Here is a 21,301-nt window from a genome sequence, read left to right on the forward strand (position 1 = left end):
TAAAATTGTCTTATATAAAAAATATAAATTTGTTTAACCCCCAAATTAAAATTATATGACACTAAAAGCTGGATACCCATTTTGGCTTATCAAAGACGGATTACCTTTTACATTTCCTAAACTGGATCGTAATATTAATACAGAGGTAGTAATTATCGGTGCAGGAATATCAGGAGCATTAGTACGTTATCATCTGGTCAATGCCGGAATCGACTGCGTTACAATTGATGCCAGAACCATTGGATTAGGAAGTACTTGTGCCAGTACAGCATTATTGCAATATGAGATCGATGTGCCACTCTATGAACTTTCTAATATGATAGGTAAAGAGAAAGCAGAGCGTGCTTATACACTTTGCAGCGAAGCCATAGATAAGTTAGGTGATATTGCTAAGAAGCATGATGCTGAATATTTTGAATCGAAAAAAAGCCTTTATTATGCTGCATATAAAAAAGATGTGCCTAAGCTAAAAAAGGAATTTGAAGCCAGAAAGGCAGCGGGATTCAAAGTACGCTATCTGGAAGAAAGGGAAATAATGAAAGAGTTTGGTTTTAGCAGTCCTGGAGCCATATTATCTGATCAGGGAGCAGAGACCAACGCTTATATGCTTACACATAAACTGCTTCAGCACAAGTATAAAAAGGAAAAAGCAAATGAAATATTTGACAGGAGCCCGGTTACAAACATTAAGCATAATCCGAAAGGTGTGGTGCTTACTACCGAAACCGGTTATACGTTAAAGGCCAAAAAACTAATATATGCTACAGGCTATGAAGTAGTAAATTTTATTGATAAAAAGATCGTAAATCTTATGTCTACTTACGCCGTAGTGAGCGAACAGTATAATGTGCGTAAATTTTGGAAAGATGATGTGTTGATCTGGAATACAGCTAATCCGTATCTGTATATGCGTACAACCGCAGACAACAGGGTGTTGATAGGCGGTAGGGATGAAGATTTTAATGATCCTGTTATAAGAGACAAGTTAATTGATAAAAAGACAAAAGAACTTACTAAAGACATCAATAAAACATTCCCTCTTCTTGATTTTAAACCCGAATTTAGCTGGACCGGTACTTTTGGTTCTACTAAAGATGGGCTTCCTTATATAGGGCCTTATGAGAAACTGCCCAACAGTTATTTTGCGCTTGGGTTTGGCGGTAACGGTATTACGTTCAGTCTTATTGCAGCGGAGATCATTACCGATCTGATCCTGGGTAAAGAGAACAAGGACCTGCATTTATTTTCATTTGACAGATAAAGCGTTTTAATATTTCCATAACACTAATTGTGAAAGCGCTAACAACTCCATGCTATTTTATGTGTTAATTTCGGTGTTCAACAATTAATTACAAAACTAACCGATTATGAAAAGGACATCAATTTTTAGTAAAACGCTGCTTGGAGCTGCGGTACTAACTTTATCTTTAGGAATGCAGTCATGTAAAACGGAACCGAAACAGGAAGATCCGAAAGAGGTTGCGGAAGACGAGAACGAAGCAAAATTTGACAATGTAGACGAAGCAAAAGAAGACGATTCTGAGTATTTTGTTGATGCTGCCGAAGTAGACATGGAAGAAATAGGGCTTGGTAAACTGGCACAGCAAAAAAGTACCAATCCGGATGTGAAAGCTTTAGGTAAAATGATGGTAGAACAGCATGAAAAATCGGCTGCCGCTTTAAAAGAAGCAGCTGCTAAGAAAAACATCAGCCTGCCTACATCACTTACAGAAGATGGTCAAAAAGCATACAAAGACCTAAATGATAAAAATGGTCACGATTTTGACAAAAAATATGTAGATTTGATGGTTTCAGGTCATGAAGACCTAATTAAAAAAATGGAGAAGGCATCTGAAAAAGCTGCCGATGCAGATATAAGAATGTGGGCTGCTAATATGCTGCCAACGCTTAGAACGCATCTTGAACATGCTAAATTAACAAAAGAAAAAGTAGACGCTGTGAAGTAATTCATTAGCCTGCATTTAAAATTGCTATGAGAAATTTATTGTATATCGTTGCTGTATTGTTTTTACTGATGTGGGCTATAGGTAGTTTTGCTTACCATGTAGGCAGTGCCCTTATTAATCTTCTGCTTATTGCAGCTATCGTGATGATAGGTTATAATATGATAAGAAGAAAGCCGCCAACAAATTAAATGATATAGTAACTATAATAAAACCCCTTGATGTATCATGCGTCAAGGGGTTTTAGTTTTTGTAATAATTTAGATAAATAAAAAAGAACCCCGCTATGTATAAATAGATAGCGGGGTTAAACAAACTAAAAACAATAGTAGTATTAATATGGGTAAGCGCCTTCGCTTATTATTTTTGCTGCAATAGTTTCTCTTAGTCCTACTACATTTGGCATATTTGTGTATTTGGTAAAGCGTTTTAAGCCCATCATCATCATACGCTGCTCATCGCCTTCGGCAAACGAAGCAATTCCTTCTTTACCTTTAATTGTAACGATATCTACTGCTTTGTATAAATAAAGCTGTGCCATAGCGATCTGTTCTTTTACATTGTCTGCGCCTTTACTTTTGGCAAGTTTCTCTGTGCGTAATACCACAGACTCTGCCATGTATATTTCGATAAGAATATCTGAAGCAGCCATTAGTAACTGTTGGTGAGAATCCAGTTCCGGGCCGTATTTTTGTACAGCAGATCCGGCCACCATTAAGAATGCTTTTTTAAGCTTGGCGATCATTTCTTTCTCTTCAGCAAAAAGCTCAGAATAATCCGGGGTATCAAACGATGGTATTCCCATTAAGTCCTCAGCAACTTTCATTGCAGGACCCAAAAGGTCTACATGGCCTTTCATCGCTTTCTTAACCAGCATACCTACAGAAAGCATACGGTTAATCTCGTTTGTGCCTTCATAGATTCTTGCAATTCTTGCATCTCTCCAGGCACTTTCCATAGGAGTATCTTCAGAGAAGCCCATACCACCAAAGATCTGAATACCTTCATCCGCACAATTCTGTACGTCTTCAGATACAGCTACTTTAAGGATAGAACATTCAATTGCAAATTCCTCAACACCTTTAAGTTCTGCATCCTGATGCGATTCGCCATTGGCAACACGCGCATTGATACGGTCTTCGATGTTTTTAGCAGCTCTGTATGAAGCACTTTCTCCTGCATAGCAGTTGGTCGCCATTTCAGCAAGTTTGGCGCGGATAGCACCAAAACTTGAGATAGGGGTGTTGAACTGTATTCTTTCGTTAGCATATTTTGCAGCCCCCGATGTTACTCGTCTCTGAGCATCAAGGCAGGCAGCCGCTAATTTAATACGACCTACATTAAGAGCATTCATGGCGATTTTAAAACCATTTCCTCTTTCAGAAAGCATATTTTCTACCGGTACTTTAGTTTCAGTAAAGAAAACCTGACGGGTAGAAGAAGCACGAATACCTAATTTATGTTCTTCTTCATTCATTGAGATGCCGTTAGCCGGATCGTTCTCAACAATGAATCCTGTTATGTTTTTATCGTCACCAATTCTTGCGAATACAATGAATACACTACAGAAACCTGCGTTTGATATCCACATTTTTTGTCCGGTGATCTTGTAATGTGAACCATCTTCAGATAATACCGCTTTTGTTTTACCTGAATTAGCATCAGATCCTGCTCCTGGTTCAGTAAGGCAGTAAGCACCAAACCATTCACCCGTTGCTAATTTTGGTACATATTTTTTCTTTTGTTCTTCTGTGCCATAAAGTGTAATTGGCATAGTACCAATACCTGTATGCGCTCCAAATGCTGTAGAGAATGAACCTGTAGCGCCAGAAATATAGTCGCATACCAGCATAGTCGATACAAAGCCCATACCTAACCCACCATATTCTTCAGGAACAGCTACGCCAAGAAAACCAAGTTCTCCGGCTTTGCGCATGCTCTCTTCAGTAAAAGCATAATCTTTTTTCTCAAAACGGTCTTTGTTTGGCCAGATCTCACGATCTACAAACTCTTTAACCGTGTCGCGCATCATTATCTGCTCTTCCGAAAAATCTTCAGGAGTAAATATATCTTCGCTTCTGGTTTCTTTCACTAAAAACTGACCTCCACGTGCTAAATCTGCTATTTCTGCCATTTTTATTCTGTTTTAATATTGTTGTAAGTTATATTTTGTTCCGATTGGTATCAACCGGATTTCTGTTTACTATCTCATTAAAGTATTTCATAAACACCGGCAGCACCTTGCCCGGTTCCTACACACATAGTAACTATACCATATTTGTTGTTACGGCGTTTCATCTCATCAAATAACTGTACCGAAAGTTTAGCTCCTGTGCAGCCCAGTGGGTGTCCTAAAGCAATAGCTCCACCATTTACATTTACAAGATCCTGGTTGATGCCTAATTCGCGCATTACAGCCAACGATTGCGAAGCAAAAGCTTCGTTAAGTTCAAATAGCTCAATGTCTTTCAATTGCAAACCTGCCATTTTAAGCGCTTTCGGAATTGCTTTTACAGGACCGATACCCATTATTCTCGGCTCAACACCTGCAGCAGCATAACTTACCATACGGGCAATAGGTTCAAGGTTTAGTTCTTTCACCATATCTTCAGACATTACCATAACAAAGGCAGCACCATCACTCATTTGTGATGAGGTACCTGCGGTAACACTTCCGTCGGCAGCAAAAACAGGCCTTAATTTACCTAATGCTTCTAAAGAAGTATCAGCTCTAGGACCTTCGTCTTTTGTTACTGTATAGCTTTTAGTGGCTTTTTTACCATTTTCGTCTACATATATCTGCTCAACTGTAATAGGCACGATCTGTTTGTCAAATTTGCCCTCTGCCTGAGCTTTAAGCGCTTTTTGGTGTGACATATAGCCAAACTGATCCTGGTCTTCACGGGATACCTTAAACTGCTTTGCAACAGCTTCGGCAGTTAATCCCATGCCCCAGTAGTAGTCTTCATGGCCATTTTTTGCAGCCTGATAATCCGGTACCGGTTTGTAACCGCCCATAGGAATATAGCTCATGCTCTCTGCACCACCGGCAATAATACATTCGGCCATGCCTGATTGTATTTTTGCAGTAGCCATTGCAATCGTTTCTAATCCTGATGCGCAGTAACGGTTAACAGTTACTCCGGGAACATCGTCGATCTTAAGTCCCATAAGAGAGATAAGTCGGGCAAAGTTCAATCCCTGCTCCGCTTCCGGCATGGCATTACCTACCATTACGTCATCAATTCTGGTTTTATCAAAGTCCGGCAGTTCATTCATAATAAACTGAATAGTCTCTGCTGCCAGTTCGTCGGGTCTTTTAAAACGGAACACACCTTTAGGCGCTTTGCCTACTGCTGTCCTGTATGCTTTTACTATATATGCTGTTTTCATTTTTAGATTCTAGATATTAGTATTGAGAATTGAGTTTAGTTTCTAAGTGGTTTTCCTTTAGTTAACATAAACTGAATTCGCTCTAGTGTTTTTCTTTCTCCACAAAGCGATAAGAATGCTTCTCTTTCAAGGTCAAGAAGGTATTGTTCTGTAACCAATGTAGCTTCAGATAAATCGCCACCTGCCATTACATAAGCCAGTTTGTTGGCAATTTTCTTGTCATGTTCAGAGATATAATGTCCGGCTTCCATACTGTCCGTTCCTACTAAGAACATACCCAGTGCCTGTTTGCCCAGTACTTTCACATCTTTACGTTTTATAGGTTGTGTATAACCTGCATCGGCAAGGAGTTTAGCATGTTTTTTAGCTTCAGCTAACTGTCTGTCTTTGTTTACAACCACAACATCTTTTCCTTTTTGAAGGATACCAAGATCATAGGCTTCATAAGCCGATGTTGATACTTTAGCCGTACCTATTGTCAGGAAGTATTCCTGCAATACGTTAAGCTCAACGTCATTTTTACGGAAGGTATCCGATGCTCTCAGTGCCATTTCCTTCGAACCGCCGCCGCCGGGGATAACCCCAACACCAAATTCTACCAATCCAATATACGTTTCTGCAGCAGCTACCACTTTATCAGCATGCATGCTCATTTCGCAGCCACCACCAAGTGTCATTCCATGCGGAGCTACGACTACCGGAATAGAGGAGTAGCGTACACGCATCATAGTATCCTGGAACATTTTGATAGCCATATTAAGCTCGTCATATTCCTGCTCTACAGCCATCATAAAAATCATACCTATGTTTGCACCTACAGAGAAGTTTGCTGCCTGGTTACCAATCACTAGGCCGTCATATTCTTTTTCGGCAAGATCAATAGCTTTGTTTATGCCCTGAAGCACGCCGCCGCCAATGGTATTCATTTTAGACTGGAACTCCAGATTGATGATACCGTCACCCAGATCCTGAATGATAGCCTCACTGTTGCTCCATATTTTTTTGCTTTCGCGGATGTTATTCAGAATAATGAATGAATCCTGTCCAGGTACTTTCTTCTGAGATTTAGAAGCCAGGTCATAGTAATAGGTAGCGCCTTCTTTTAAAGTATAGAAACTCTTATTGCCCGATGCAAGCATATCGTTAATCCATGCTGCTGCTTCAAGGCCTTCGGCTTTAATAAGCTCAAGCCCTTTTTCTACACCTACGGCATCCCATATTTCAAACGGGCCATTTTCCCAGCCAAAGCCGGCTTTCATAGCGTCGTCTATTTTATAAAGATCATCGGTGATTTCAGGTATACGGTTAGACACATAGGCAAACATGCCTGCAAAGTTCTTGCGGTAAAATTCACCTGCTTTATCAGTACCTTTTATCAGTACTTTAAAACGGTCTATAGGTTTGTCGATTGTTTTTGTAAGTTCAAGTGTAGCAAAAGATGCTTTCCTGGCAGCGCGATATTCTAAAGTGTCAAGGTCAAGAGACAGAATATCTTTATCTACTTTTTTGTAGAAACCCTGACCGGTTTTGCTGCCCAGCCATTTGTTTTGCATCATCGTGTCGATGAAGCCTGGAAGTTTAAAAAGTTCATGAACTTCGTCGTTAGGACAGTTTTCGTAAATACCATTCGCTACGTGAACTAATGTATCTAATCCTACGACATCTACAGTACGGAAGGTAGCCGACTTAGGACGCCCAATTACCGGACCTGTAAGTTTATCTACTTCTTCTATGGTAAGTCCCATTTCTTTTACCAAATGGAAAAGGCTCATAATGCCATAAATACCAATACGGTTACCAATGAAGGCTGGCGTGTCTTTGGCAACTACAGTTGTTTTACCAAGGAATTTTTCGCCATAATTATTAAGGAAATCCAGTACTTCAGTTGAAGTTTTCGGACCCGGAATGATTTCAAAAAGTTTTAAGTAACGCGGTGGGTTGAAGAAGTGCGTACCGCAAAAATGTTTCTGGAAGTCTTCACTACGGCCTTCGCTCATGAACTTTATTGGAATACCTGATGTGTTAGAGGTAATCAGTGTACCCGGCTTACGGTATTTTTCTACCTGTTCAAATACCTTTTGCTTAATGTCCAATCGTTCAACAACCACTTCAATGATCCAATCGGCAGTAGCGATCTTGGCCATATCATCTTCTGTATTACCTGTCGTGATCCTTTCGGCGAACTTTTGGTGGTAAATAGGAGAGGGTTTCGATTTAAGAGAGTTGGCCAAATGGTCATTAACAATTCTGTTTCTTACAGCTTTGCTCTCTAATGTAAGTCCTTTTTTTTGTTCAGCTTCAGTAAGTTCTCTTGGCGGTATGTCAAGTAAAAGTACTTCAACACCTATATTGGCTAAATGAGCTGCTATGGCAGAGCCCATTATACCGGAGCCTATTACAGCTGCCTTTTTAATAGTGCGTTTCATTTGTTTATATTGTTTTTTAGTTTGCCGGAGTACCGCCTTAGCGGCATCAGGATTATTTGTTTATTGTATCTATAGATTCGTTACTATCATTGTTAAATATCAGTTTTTCAGATATCAGTTCGTTGATCACCTCGGCAACTTCCATAAAACTATCCAGTTTTTCCTGAGGCACGTGCTGACGAATAACATCATTAAACTTAAGAACTCTATCGCGGGAAAGTTCCCTTTTTTCTTTACCCAGCTTAGTAAGGTGTATTAATACACCACGACCATCTACCGGATTTTTCTTTCTAATGATAAGTCCTTTTTCTTCCATCGATTTTAGCGTTCTGGTAAGGCTCGTAGGTTCCATACCCATTTGCGGTCCCAATGCTGTAGATGGTATACCATTATCCTTGTCTATGGAGAGGAGCGCAAATCCTACCGACATGCTGGCACCATATTTTGAGGCTTCTTCATTATACATTCTCGACACTGCCTGCCATGTTGCCCTCAGTATATAGTCTATTGTTTTCTCTTTCATAGGTTATTGTTTTTCAAATATACAAATAAAATAGTATGCATGCATATTAAATTTGTGAATTTTTGTTGTTAATTTAAAACGCCCTGCGTTTACTGGAGTTGTGTAATTTGCTGATTATAGTAAATATAAGAATTTATTTTAAAGCCTGTCTAATAAAAAACTCCCGTGTGGCGGGAGTTTAATTGGTTATTTTTCTTTTCTGTCTTCAAATGCATGAAACACTTGGGGGGCGTTTGCATTATAGAGACTGTATAGTATAACAGGTCTGTTAAAATCCATATCCGTGTAAATCGTTCTGATTTTAGTTTTTATCTGCTCATACTCGTTTTTTAGTTTTTCTATATCCTTTAGCGGAATGGTCGTTTTATACGATATCAGCGGATACATACCTTCTTTAGTTAGATGATTCTGGATCTTTACTATTTCCGGTTTAGTATCTATATCTTCAATGATATGAGGAAATTGGTACTTCTTATTAATTTTATTGAACAAGCCAATATGAAAGGATTTCATCTCTTTCTCTTCATTAAATTTTAGCATGGACTCCGATTCCTGCATTGAAATTACTGCCATATCTGCATAAAGAAAAGCATCAATTTGAAAGCCGTCTTTTTCACTTTTTTTGGCCATTTCATAGTACTCTTTTGCATTTTTACCATAATGCCCAAACATTGTAGCTTCAATATCAGTAATTCTCCAACCCGTATCAGTAAGGCTGTAAGTTACAATAAGCAAATAGTCATTTTGATATAAGCTCGCTTTTAATAGCGATACGTAGGTTTCGTTTTGTTCATTAACATAAGAAAAATTATATCCATTTTTTTCAGATTCTATTTTTACCTGAACAAGCGGCTTAGATGATATAGTATAGTATTCATCAAAAATAGCATACTTGTTATCAAGGTAACCTTTTCGGTAAAGCCATACAAAATTGCTGGTTTTAGATTGTATGTGCTTCACAAATTTTTCTGATGCCAAAGCTTTATAAGCCTTCAAATCGCTGTTAGACATAGCGTCCATCAAACTGTCATTTTTAGATTTAATGGTTTCGCGCAGCTTGGAATCAATCTTGTCATTAACAAGAGTGTCGTTTGAACCCGACATACAGCTTTGTAAAGTTAAAATTGCAAAAAGTAATACTATTCTTATTTTCATTATAAAATTTGATAAAGTCCAGTAGCGAAAATATGCTTATTTTTTTAATTCCCAAACATAAAAACTGAGGTTAACAATAATCCACTTTTTGTTTGTAATAGTGTGTTTTTGAGTGGAAAATTGATTTTGGGTAAAATGCTGAAATTTATAAAGTTGCAGGGATGGAAGATTCAATTGCTCACTTTTAGCTCATTTTTAATGTCGAAGAATGTGCTGGCCAAATTTTTACTGTCAAAATGCCTGCAGTGATTTTTTATTTTTAGTGGATAATTTTGTAAAAAAGAATTTAGAGGCGAAGTTTAGCTTTAAGCATTTTTGCAGCTTTTGTATAACCGCCTTCGGAGCCGTCTACAAAATGGATATGGTCGTCTTCAAGATTTCTAACATAACATGACATGATCGAAGCGTTACTTATATGGAGTCCGTAAATTATTTCGCCGTTGCCTTCCATTGTATCCAATAATTCCTGGAGCATCTTTCTTTGTGCGGCTGTTCCGGTAATAACAGTATTAATCCTGCCGTCTATAACCAGAGTATCCGACATTTCGACCAGGCTTTTTAGGTAATTTTTCCCATTTTGAGTGCTAAAATAGATATAACCATATAGAGAGCCAAACCAGTTTTTAATGAGTTCAAACCATTTTATCTTGCCTAATCGCACACACATTTCGGTACTTAGGCGACTAAAGGTAGTTTTGAGTTTTAACTGTGCTACAGATATAGGCTGCCTTTTTTCCGGAGGGCCATACAGCTCATCCATTTTTTCAAGGATCTTTTTAAAAATAGCTGATTGCTGTGCGGTCTTGCAAGCTATGATAAGCAGCGTAACAATTTCTTCTTTATTTTCCGGAGGGGCAATTTTATCCCATCGGCATTGCATACCGCTCAGGTCTGGGTCTTCACTGTCAGTGTCCGATAGTAAATAATCATTGCCTTTAATTACCTTTTCGGCATAATCGAGTCCGCTGCCCAATACAACAGGGATAGAAAATGAGGTGGAACGACTGAATTTAGCAATTCGAATTTCATGACCTTCACCATAAATTTTTGATACGGGAATAGTACCGGTTCGAAGGTCTAAATTAAAATTATTAAACGTGTTGGTTTTATACGCTTTAAGAGCGCGCATTAATTTATCGATGAGCGAAGCCGGAACAATAAATGTCGCGCCATCACCACCAAAAAAGAATGGAACGGTAATGTTCATTTTAAAAGCAATATTAAGTACTGTAACGATACTTCCTGTAGCGATGAGGTTTACATCCTGATGCCTTCCATTAAGCACTGCTTGTGTAGAATCTTTAATATCGGTAATAATAACATGCCAGTCATAGGGGATTGGATGGAATAAATTTTCCTCAGACAGTAACGTACTCAATGATATACTGCCTATTGGCAGATCGGTATAAAATTGATCATTACTGTTTGCTGTCATTGTTACTTTGCATTTAAGTGCTTTAAAAATAACAAATTAAGATGTAGTAACCTATTACGATTTGATAGTTATGTATTCAATAGGCACATTATCAGTGAGCCATACATTGTTTTCAGAAACAAAGAAAGCAAAGCCATCGTTATGCATTTTTTCGGCAGCTACTTCCAATACTACAGGTTTTCCATGACGTTTTCCTACATTGATCGCTGTTGTGGTATCGGCGCTGAGGTGAACCTGATGGCGATTGCCTTTATTTAATCCCGTAGATAAGATCGAATCTATATGCTTAGCAGCAGTTCCATGATAGAGGACTTCAGGAGGAACTTGTGGCTCATAACCCAGTTCTATAGTTATGGAGTGTCCTTGGCTGGCTCTAATTTTATCGAAAGTATCATTAAAGGCAAATCGTTTTTTAGTATTGGTAGCCACCACATCTTTTAGTGTGTTAAAGTCTATGGGTGTACCTGCCTCGCCTAATTTTTCAATAAGGTCAGTAACAGGAGTCCAGCCATTCTCGTCTAATTTTATACCAATGGTTTCGGGTTGATGGCGCAATACAAGGCTTAAAAATTTACTTACCCGGGTAGTTTCTTTTTCGTTGAGCATTATTCCTATTCTATTTTATCGAATATAAATTTATAAAAAACTCCCCGTTGTAGCGGGGAGTTTCATTTTATTTGTCAGAGTCTTTATAGATCTTAACATATAAAGCCTGATATTTTTCTTTGATAGCTTTACGTTTCAGTTTTAGGGTAGGGGTCATTTCCCCACCGTCTACACTCCAAACATCGGGCGTAATTTCAAATTGTTTAATTTGCTCCCAATGTCCAAACTTTTTGTTAAGCCCGTCAATTTCTTCCTGTATCCTGTCATGTACTTCTTTGTTATCGGCAATTTCCTGGTTCGATCCCAGTGTTAAGCCTTTACGGGAAGCCCATTGTTTTACAAAATCAAAGTCAGGCTGGATAAAGGCAGCCGGCATTTTTTCGCCATCGCCAATTACCATGATCTGCTCTATAAAACGCGATTGTTTCATAGCATTTTCAAGAAGCTGAGGTGCTACATATTTACCTCCTGATGTTTTAAAGATCTCTTTTTTCCTGTCGGTAATTTTAAGGAAACCGTCACTGTCTATAATACCAATATCGCCGGTATGGAAATACCCGTCTTTAAGCACCTCGTCTGTTTTTTCTTTATCATTAAGGTAACCCATCATTATGTTAGGCCCTTTACAAAGTATCTCGCCGTCTTCACCAATTTTTACTTCAACGCCGTTTAATGGTTTTCCTACAGTACCTATTTTAAAACCTCCGTTACGCTGATCGTTAACAGCAATTACGGGAGAGGTTTCAGTCAGTCCGTAACCTTCCATAACCGGAATTTCAGCAGCTGCAAATACTCTTGCAAGCCTTGGCTGTATAGCCGCACTGCCCGATACCATTAAACCTAAATTGCCACCCAGTCCTGCTTTCCATTTAGAGAAGATAAGCTTACGGGCAATCCATAATTTAAATTCATACCAGCCTCCGTTAGCACCATAAGGCTCGTATTCAAGTCCCACATCTACAGCCCAGAAAAACAATTTTTTCTTGATCCCTGTAAGTTCAGATCCCTTAGCAATAATCTTATCATATACTTTTTCCAGTAATCTTGGTACTGCAGTAATTACAAAAGGCTGTGTTTCTTTAATGTTGTCGCTTACTTTTTCGATAGATTCCGCAAAATAAGTAGATACACCATAGTATTGGTACAGGTACAATATCATACGTTCATAGATATGGCATATCGGCAGGAAACTTAATGCTTTTTTGTTTCCGGCTTCAAAAGGTACCCTTTCGGCACTCATCAGGACATCCGAAACAATATTTTTATGAGAAAGCATTACACCTTTTGGTCTTCCGGTTGTACCGGATGTATAGATAACCGTTGCCAGTTCGTCTTCGGTAATGCTGTCTTTTATGCTGTCTACTTCGGCCTGGTTGCTTGTGTCTGCACCCAGTTCTATTATCTCGCTCCAGTTTTTACAGCCTGAAACCTGGTTAAACGAATAAATTTCTTTCAGGTTAGGAAGATTACCCTTTACAGACATAATCTTTTTGTACAGCTCTTCGTCAGAGATAATACAATAAGTAGATTCTGAATGTGTTAGTATAAATTCATAATCTTCTTCGCTAATAGTAGGATATACTGGTACGTTTTGTGCACCTATCTGTAAAATACCAATATCACATATATGCCACTCGGTTCGGTTGTTCGATGATATAACAGCGATCCTGTCATTCTTCTTAACACCAAGGCGAAGGAGTCCACGCGAAAAAGCATTTGCCTTATCAATATATTCCTGCGTTGAGGTCTTTATCCATTTATCTCCATACTTAGTAACCAACGCATCAGGCAGGTTATGATTTTGTAATTGGTGGTATGGAAAATCGAATAGGCGTTTTATAGTAGTCATAGGTGGTATATCGTTTATATCTGCAAATTATGAAAAAAATATATATGAACACTTAAAGTTGTAAATAATTGAAAATTAAAATCCTAAATTTAGTAATTTAGCGCCTTTGTTACTTTTTTAAAAAATACCCACTCTTAATGAATACTATTTTCCGCGTTCAGGAATATAAAGCACTGGCTTACAGATTGCTTTTGGCTTATGTGTTTTATTTTATAGTAAGAGTCCTTTTTCTTACTTATAACTACAGCCTGCTTGATGTTACTTCTGTGTCTGAGTTTTTTAGCCTGTACTATCACGGTCTGGCATTCGATACAACGGCTATCTTATATGTAAATCTTCTTTTTATCTTTTTCTCGGTTATTCCGGTAGTTATAAATACCCGTAAAGGATACCAAAAATTCCTTATGTGGCTGTATTTTATAACCAACCTTATAGCATATGCCACAAATTTTATCGATTTTATATATTATAAATATATCTACAGCCGTACAACCATAGCGGTTATAGATGTAGTTAAGAATGAGAACAATAAAGGAAGCATGTTCTTCCGTTTTATGCTAAGCTACTGGCATGTATTTACATTGTTTATAGTGCTTGCCTTTCTTTGGATATTCCTTTATAAAAGGGTTAAGGTTCAGGAAACAGAGAAGCCTAATAATCTGGTAAAATATTTTCTTACTTCTGCCGCTGCTTTTGCGGTTATCGGTCTAATGATCGTTGGAGGTATACGCGGCGATTTTAAATACAGTACACGACCTATAAATATTATTGACGCAAACCGCCATGTAACTAAGGTGCAGCACGGTGACGTAGTTTTAAATACTCCTTTTGCGATTATAAGGACCATAGGTAAAACAAGTTTTAAAAAGGTTCATTTTGTAGACGAACAAGTGGTTGTCGATAATTTCCAACCTATTAAGCATTATACAAATCATCCTAAGACTACACCAAACATTGTACTTATCATTACTGAAAGTATGGGACGTGAATATTGGGGATGTCTTAATAAAGGAAAAAACATTCCTGGGTACGAAGGTTATACGCCATTCCTGGATTCACTGGCGCAGCACAGCCTTATTTTTGATAACAGCTATGCTAACGGTAGTAAATCAATTCACGGTATGTCATCTGTATTAGCAGGTATACCATCGTTTAAAGATGCTTTTACATCATCACCTTATCCAAAACAAAAGATCCAGTCATTGGTTTCTACCTTAAAAGAAATGGGATATGATACTTCATTCTACCATGGTGCGCCAAACGGATCAATGGGCTTCCTTGGTTTTGGGAACATTCTTGGTTTCGATCATTATTATGGTAAGACAGAATATAACAATGATGCGGATTTCGACGGATCATGGGGTATCTGGGACGAACCTTTCATGCAGTTCATGAAGTCTACTTTTGATGAAAAAAAACAGCCTTTCTTTGGCACGATATTTACAGTATCCTCACACGAACCTTATGTAGTGCCTGAGAAGTATAAAGGTAAATTTCCTAAAGGGAAAGTGCCTATGAATCAGGTTGTAGGATATACAGATTATGCCTTTAAAAAGTTCTTTGAAGCTGCCAGCAAAACCGATTGGTATAAAAATACCATATTCATAATCACGTCAGACCACAGTAACCAGATCGCTTATGACGAGTACCGAAAAGTAGTGAACAGGCATGCCACACCATTGCTTATCTTTAAGCCAGATGGAAGTATGAAAGGTGTTAATCACGAACTTTCCCAGCAGATAGATATTTATCCAACGGTACTGGACATGATAGGTTACGACAAGCCATTTATGAGCTGGGGTAGAAGCCTGGTTGGCGGAGATAAAATAAAACCGTATGCAATCAGTTATTATGGTAACCAATACATGTTCCAACAGGGCAATTATATCTGTGCTTTTGACGGAAGGGATGTCGTAGGATTCTATGATATAAACGACAAAGGACTTGAGCATAACCTTATCAGTAAGAAGAATAAGGAAATGGAGCAGGTAGAGATTGCTTGTAAAGCATTCCTGCAGGATTATTTTGAGAGGATTATAGATAAAAAATTATACAGCAAATAATGAAAAAGATTCTAATTGTATTAGGAGTAGTAGCGCTAATAGGTATAGGTAAATATGTTTATGATGTAAATATAGATCACAACTTTGAGCCAATAAGCGAAGGAAAAGTATACAAATCGGGTACTATACCACCGGATGAATTACCGGAGTACATCAAGAAATACAAGATTAAAAGTGTGGTAGATCTTAGAAGGCCGGGGACAGGAGACCTTGTAAACAATCCTGAAGTAAACCCTGAACTGGTAGCCGAAAAAGCAGCAGTAGAAAGCGTTCCGGGAGCGAAGTATTTTGATGTAGGCTCTGAACAAATACCAGATCAGGCAACGCTTGACAAGTTCTATGCGGTTATGGACAATCCTGATAACTATCCTGTACTGGTACATTGCTACCACGGAGAGGGAAGGGCACCGTTGTTTGGAGCGATCTACAAAATGGAATATGAAAAAATACCAAACGAGCAGGCACGTGAAGAAGCCCGTTGGTTTGTAGGACTGAGTCCTTTTGCTGCAAGTAAGAAAAAAGGACAGTTTGTGCTGAACTATAAAACAAGAGAACAAAAAGCTGCTGAGAAAAACAAGTAAGCTTTTCTATTATACACGAAACGTCCCGCCAATAGCGGGACGTTTTTTTGTTTAATAAACAAAAAATAGACTAAAAAAAGCTTAACATTTTTATAATCTGACATGCCTGTTTACAGTGTTTCACAAAATATTAAGTTAAGCAAAAATGTATATATTTACCCTTTTTAGATTCTCTTTGTATCAATCAAAATGCTATGATTTTGAAAAGACTTTTTTTATTAGCAATCTTGTTTTGCTTAACTTCCTGTGCGACCATTTTTAACAGGAAAGAGTATAAACTAAAAATATCCTCTACTACTGCAAACGTTAGGGCTAAAGTATACGATAGTGTATACAGGCTTCCTGCAGATGTTAGTGTTAAACGATCTAAAGCCGATTTAAAAGTAACCCTGATTACCGATTCTTTAAGTAGGGAATTAATAGTGAAGCCAAGGCTCAGTCCACAGTTTTGCTGGGGGAATATGACCTTCTTATCCCTAATGCCGGTAGGGTATCTTACTGATCTTACCAATCCCAAAAGATTTTATTACGGAAAAGAACTACTACTTAATGAGCATGATACTATCAGTACTATTGGTAAGAAAAGGGGCGGATTAAAAGCATATTTTAAAAGGCGTTATCCTACAGCAAAAGGGCAATTCAATCTGGTGTTGTCAGTACCTTATGCAAACCTTTTTTATATGCAGCCGCATAACGAACGGGCTAAAACATTGGGAGGTTTTTTGGGCGCTTCTTTAGGGGCAGAATATTATTATAAAGAGAATAAATATGCAAAGTTCACAGCGGCAGCTTCAATTAACTTTATAGCGCCTGTACCCGCTCCGGCCAGCTATGATGGCCCTACAGAATTTGCTTCGGCCTATAATTTTACGTTAACCGATAATTATAAGCTGAGTCGTTTTACTTTAGGTTACGGACTGAATTATGGAATTTACCAATGGCGGTTAACAAATAATGAATATAGGTTAACGCGTAATGAAGAACCGCGTACCAAGATCAATCATGGCATTGGAATAGCTACAAACGCGTATTATCAGTTTAGCAGGTCCTTTTTTGTGGGTGTGATCTATAATCCAACTTTTATTACTACATATCCTAAAACGGAATTCAATTACCAGCACGTAATAAGCCTGGACTTTTTATGGAAAATAAAATTATAGTTTTAGAAGCAAGAACAGGCTTATTTAATTCAGTCTTTACCTTACAAGGGAAAAGAACAAAAAGAGTAGTATTGCCACGATCATAATAATACTCCTGAATGTAAATATTTTACTGTTACGCGAGTTATTATTTGCTGCCCACAACTGTTTTCTACTTAGTTTGATGCCTAATAGCAAGGTAAGAAAGAAAACAATAATTATGATGAGAGCAAATTTGTAGAGCATGGTATTGTGGAAGGATGTTATTCGATATCCATTGCAAATATAGAAAATGCCGGAGTTATAATAACTTCTGTTTATAAAAAACGCCCCACATTTCTGTGAGGCGTCAGCTTTATAGTGAGGTAATTTTCAAATCATCAAATTACCAAATCATCAAATTTATCGTTTCTCAACCCATTTACGAGCGTTAACAAACGCTTCATGCCAAGGCGAAACTTCATCGTTACGTCCTTCAGGGTAGTAAGCCCAGTTCCACTGGAACATAGAACGCTCAATGTGCGGCATCATTACTAAGTGGCGGCCATCATTGCTGCTCATCATTGCAACATCAAAATGGGAACCGTTAGGGTTAGCAGGATAACCTTCATAACCGTATTTAGCAACGATACTGTATTTGTCTTCACTGTAAGGAAGTTCAAAACGTCCTTCACCGTGAGATATCCATACACCCAGTGTGCTGCCTGCTAATGTAGATAGCATAACTGAGTCATTTTCCTGTACTTTAACCGATGTAAAGCCACTTTCATGTTTTTTACTATGGTTGTGTTGCATTCTTGGTTTTTCTTCGTGTTCAGGGTTTATAAGGCCTAACTCAATGAATAACTGGCATCCGTTACAGATACCTACAGATAATGTATCTTCTCTTTTAAAGAAGTTCTCTAATGCAGTCTTAGCTTTTTCGTTATAAAGGAAAGCACCAGCCCATCCTTTAGCCGAACCAAGAACGTCTGAGTTAGAGAATCCACCTACAGCTCCAATAAATTGGATATCTTCCAGCGTTTCACGGCCAGAGATAAGGTCGGTCATGTGAACGTCTTTTACATCAAAACCGGCAAGGTACATGGCGTTTGCCATTTCACGCTCAGAGTTACTGCCTTTCTCACGGATAATAGCAGCTTTTGGTCTTGGCTTAGACGGATCGATAACTACTTTCTTACCATCAAAATGAGATGGGAAAGTATATTGTAACGGTTGGTTTTTATAGTTGTTAAAACGCTCTGCCGCTTTTACTTTACCAGATTGTTTTTGGTCTAACAGGTAAGATGTTTTAAACCATGTGTCTCTTGTTTCTATAACATCAAAAGAAAGATTAGCAGCACCGTTTTTCACAGTAACTGTGTTTCCTTCTTTAGGACCACCTATAAGTGTAAAGGCTACATTGTTTTTAGTAAGGTCTGCTTCGATAGATGCATCTGCCTGAATAACGATAGCAATGTTCTCAGCAAATAATGCTTTGATAGTATCTGCTTCGTTAAGAGCAGTAAGATCGTAAGCAGCACCAAGGTTAACTTCGGCAAAGCTCATTTCAAGAAGTGTAGTTATTAAACCACCGCTTCCTATATCGTGACCAGCAGCAATTTTATCTGCTTTAATTAAGTCCTGGATTACATTGAAGGTGTTTTTAAATGCAGCACCATCTTTAATTGTTGGCACTTCGTTACCCACTTTATTCAATACCTGAGCAAAAGAAGATCCACCCAGTTTAAAAGTATCACCTGAAAGGTTGATGTGGTAAATGTTACCCCCATTTCTTTTTAATACAGGTTCAACTACTTTTCTGATGTCGGTACAGTTACCAGCAGCCGATATAATTACAGTACCCGGAGCGATAACATCGCCGTTAGGGTATTTTTGTTTCATTGAAAGTGAATCTTTACCCGTTGGGATATTGATTCCAAGCTCTATCGCAAAATCAGAACAGCCTTGTACAGCTTCGTATAATCTTGCATCTTCGCCTTCATTTTTACAAGCCCACATCCAGTTTGCCGAAAGCGACACACCTTTGATACCATCTTTCATTGGTGCCCAGATAATGTTGCTTAATGCTTCACCGATAGCTGTACGGCTACCCGCAACAGGATCGATAAGTGCTGCAACGGGAGAGTGTCCTATAGTTGTAGCAACACCTTCTTTACCTGCATAGTCAAGTGCCATAACACCTACGTTGTTTAACGGAAGTTGTATTGGTCCTGCAGTTTGTTGTTTTGCAACTTTACCACCTACACAGCGGTCTACTTTGTTTGTAAGCCAGTCTTTACAGGCTACGGCTTCTAACTGAAGTACCTGGTTAAGGTAATCGTGTACTTTTTCCTGAGAATACTCTGGATTGGCATAGTTAGCTGCTATAGTCTTATCTGCCATGATCGTTTTTGGCGAACTGCCAAACATATCTTCAAGAGCAAAATCCATTGGTTTAGCACCTGTGGTAGCCGACTCAAAAGTAAATCTGTGGTTTCCTGTAACATCACCCACTTCATACATTGGTGAACGCTCACGATCAGCAATACGTTTTAGGGTGTCAATATCTTTTTGGCCGATCACAAGACCCATACGTTCCTGAGATTCGTTACCAATTATTTCTTTGGCCGAAAGGGTAGGGTCACCCACCGGTAGTTTATCAAGATCAATTTTACCACCAGTTTCTTCAACAAGTTCAGAAAGGCAGTTTAAGTGTCCGCCTGCACCGTGATCGTGAATAGAAACGATAGGGTTGTTGTCGCTTTCTACTAATCCACGGATAGCATTAGCAGCACGCTTTTGCATTTCAGGGTTAGAACGCTGTATTGCATTAAGCTCAATACCCGAGTTGAAAGCACCGGTATCTGCAGATGAAACGGCAGCACCACCCATACCAATACGGTAATTCTCACCACCAAGTATTACGATCTTATCTCCGGTTTGCGGTTTTTGTTTTTTAGACTGCTCTTCTTTACCATAACCGATACCTCCTGCAAGCATGATCACTTTGTCAAAGCCCAGTTTGCGGGCATCTTCTTCGTGTTCAAAAGTAAGTACAGATCCAGTTATAAGCGGCTGTCCGAATTTGTTCCCAAAGTCAGATGCACCGTTAGAAGCTTTTATAAGAATGTCCATCGGAGTTTGGTATAACCATTTCCTTTCGTCCATTCCATCTTCCCAAGGGCGGTTTTCTTCCAGTCTTGAATACGATGTCATATACACAGCCGTACCTGCAAGCGGTAAGGATCCCTGTCCGCCGGCAAGCCTGTCACGAATTTCACCACCAGAGCCTGTAGCAGCGCCGTTAAAAGGTTCTACAGTAGTAGGGAAGTTGTGTGTTTCTGCTTTTATAGAGATAACAGAATCAAATTCTTTTAGCTCATAAAAATCAGGTTTGTCTGCTGTTTTAGGAGCAAACTGCTGTACACGTGGGCCTTTTACAAAAGCCACATTATCTTTATATGCCGAAACAATATCATTAGGATTTTCGGCAGCTGTTTTTTTGATCAGTTTAAATAGGGAAGAAGGTTTCTCTTCGCCATCAATAACAAACGTGCCGTTAAATATCTTGTGGCGGCAGTGTTCTGAGTTTACTTGAGAGAATCCAAATACTTCAGAGTCGGTCAGTTTTCTGCCCAGTTTCTCAGAAAGATTGTTTAGGTACTCTACTTCTTCAGGATTAAGAGCCAATCCTTCCTGAGCGTTATAAGCAGCAATGTCGCTTATTTCCAGGATAGGTTCCGGCTGTATGTTTATGGTATAGATGTCCTGGTTAAGGCCATCGTACTTTTGAGAAAGCATTGGGTCAAATTGAGCTGATGCCTCGTCGGTCTTTTCAAACTCCTCGATCCTTACAATACCAGTGATACCCATGTTCTGAGTAATCTCTACGGCATTGGTGCTCCATGGTGTAATCATGGTGGCGCGTGGTCCAACAAAAAAATCCGTTAGTACGGATTTTTCTATTTTATGCGCGTTTCCAAAAAGCCAGTTTAACTTTGAAATGTCTTCTGCTGAAAGTTCGTTTTGCGATTGTACTGCAAATACCGTACTAGTCTGGTTTCCGAAGAAATGAATCATTACTAATGTAGTTATGTTATGAGTGTGCAAAATTAATGTAAAAAAGTAAAACAGGCAAACTTTATCTGATACTTAAAATGGTGAAACAGATACTAAAAAATCCGG

Annotated in this window: 15 protein-coding genes; 6 read left to right on the plus strand and 9 right to left on the minus strand. The window is 38.6% G+C overall.

The genetic code is table 11. The features are described from left to right. The first annotated feature begins 55 nt into the window (after positions 1-55). The 3 genes from EPI11_RS16430 (at position 56) to EPI11_RS16440 (ending at position 2,155) form a co-directional block, all read left to right on the plus strand. On the plus strand, positions 56-1,261 hold the full coding sequence (locus tag EPI11_RS16430; RefSeq protein WP_128391074.1) for an NAD(P)/FAD-dependent oxidoreductase: 1,206 nt from the start codon (positions 56-58) through the stop codon (positions 1,259-1,261). A gap of 106 nt (positions 1,262-1,367) precedes the next feature. Beyond that, positions 1,368-1,967, plus strand: coding sequence for a DUF4142 domain-containing protein (locus EPI11_RS16435; RefSeq protein ID WP_128391075.1), 600 nt, complete (start codon positions 1,368-1,370; stop codon positions 1,965-1,967). Positions 1,968-1,993: 26 nt separating this feature from the next. Further along, positions 1,994-2,155 carry a lmo0937 family membrane protein gene (locus EPI11_RS16440; protein WP_128391076.1) on the plus strand — a complete coding sequence of 54 codons (162 nt, stop codon included), beginning with the start codon at positions 1,994-1,996 and terminating at the stop codon, positions 2,153-2,155. Positions 2,156-2,298: 143 nt separating this feature from the next. Here the strand turns inward: EPI11_RS16440 and EPI11_RS16445 are convergent, their stop codons facing one another. From EPI11_RS16445 to EPI11_RS16480, 8 genes are all read right to left on the minus strand, one after another. Further along, the gene (locus EPI11_RS16445) at positions 2,299-4,098 is read right to left on the minus strand and encodes an acyl-CoA dehydrogenase family protein (RefSeq protein ID WP_164879191.1); all 1,800 of its coding nucleotides are present in this window, start codon (positions 4,096-4,098) and stop codon (positions 2,299-2,301) included. A gap of 77 nt (positions 4,099-4,175) precedes the next feature. Beyond that, the gene (locus EPI11_RS16450) at positions 4,176-5,357 is read right to left on the minus strand and encodes an acetyl-CoA C-acyltransferase (RefSeq protein ID WP_128391077.1); all 1,182 of its coding nucleotides are present in this window, start codon (positions 5,355-5,357) and stop codon (positions 4,176-4,178) included. 35 nt (positions 5,358-5,392) lie between these two features. Next, positions 5,393-7,783, minus strand: a complete 2,391-nt coding sequence (locus EPI11_RS16455) for a 3-hydroxyacyl-CoA dehydrogenase/enoyl-CoA hydratase family protein (RefSeq protein ID WP_128391078.1) — start codon at positions 7,781-7,783, stop codon at positions 5,393-5,395. A 52-nt stretch (positions 7,784-7,835) separates the two neighbouring features. Next, positions 7,836-8,306, minus strand: a complete 471-nt coding sequence (locus EPI11_RS16460; protein ID WP_128391079.1) for a MarR family winged helix-turn-helix transcriptional regulator — start codon at positions 8,304-8,306, stop codon at positions 7,836-7,838. Positions 8,307-8,492: 186 nt separating this feature from the next. Beyond that, a complete protein-coding gene (locus tag EPI11_RS16465; protein WP_128391080.1) occupies positions 8,493-9,461 on the minus strand; it encodes a hypothetical protein in 969 nt (322 codons plus the stop codon). 286 nt (positions 9,462-9,747) lie between these two features. Further along, positions 9,748-10,896 (minus strand): DUF3095 domain-containing protein, encoded by a 1,149-nt coding sequence (locus EPI11_RS16470; protein WP_128391081.1) that lies wholly within the window; start codon positions 10,894-10,896, stop codon positions 9,748-9,750. 54 nt (positions 10,897-10,950) lie between these two features. After that, positions 10,951-11,502: an RNA 2'-phosphotransferase gene (locus EPI11_RS16475; protein WP_128391082.1), complete on the minus strand. Its 552-nt coding sequence runs from the start codon at positions 11,500-11,502 to the stop codon at positions 10,951-10,953. A 67-nt stretch (positions 11,503-11,569) separates the two neighbouring features. Further along, entirely contained in the window at positions 11,570-13,351 is a 1,782-nt protein-coding gene (locus tag EPI11_RS16480) for an AMP-dependent synthetase/ligase (RefSeq protein ID WP_128391083.1), read from the minus strand. Between the two features lie 137 nt (positions 13,352-13,488). Here EPI11_RS16480 and EPI11_RS16485 point away from each other — a divergent pair, with 137 nt between their 5' ends. The 3 genes from EPI11_RS16485 (at position 13,489) to EPI11_RS16495 (ending at position 17,155) form a co-directional block, all read left to right on the plus strand. Further along, positions 13,489-15,414, plus strand: coding sequence for an LTA synthase family protein (locus EPI11_RS16485; protein WP_128391084.1), 1,926 nt, complete (start codon positions 13,489-13,491; stop codon positions 15,412-15,414). Further along, positions 15,414-15,995, plus strand: a complete 582-nt coding sequence (locus EPI11_RS16490; protein ID WP_164879192.1) for a dual specificity protein phosphatase family protein — start codon at positions 15,414-15,416, stop codon at positions 15,993-15,995. The genes EPI11_RS16485 and EPI11_RS16490 overlap by 1 nt, the downstream gene beginning before the upstream one ends. Before the next feature lie 200 nt (positions 15,996-16,195). Beyond that, positions 16,196-17,155 (plus strand): hypothetical protein, encoded by a 960-nt coding sequence (locus EPI11_RS16495; RefSeq protein ID WP_128391086.1) that lies wholly within the window; start codon positions 16,196-16,198, stop codon positions 17,153-17,155. Positions 17,156-17,536: 381 nt separating this feature from the next. Here EPI11_RS16495 and purL read toward each other — a convergent pair whose 3' ends face one another. After that, complete coding sequence (gene purL / locus EPI11_RS16500) at positions 17,537-21,196, minus strand: phosphoribosylformylglycinamidine synthase (RefSeq protein WP_128391087.1); 3,660 nt, start codon at positions 21,194-21,196, stop codon at positions 17,537-17,539. Between the last annotated feature and the right edge of the window lie 105 nt (positions 21,197-21,301).

This window comes from Flavobacterium cerinum, assembly GCF_004028155.1.
GTDB lineage: Bacteria > Bacteroidota > Bacteroidia > Flavobacteriales > Flavobacteriaceae > Flavobacterium > Flavobacterium cerinum.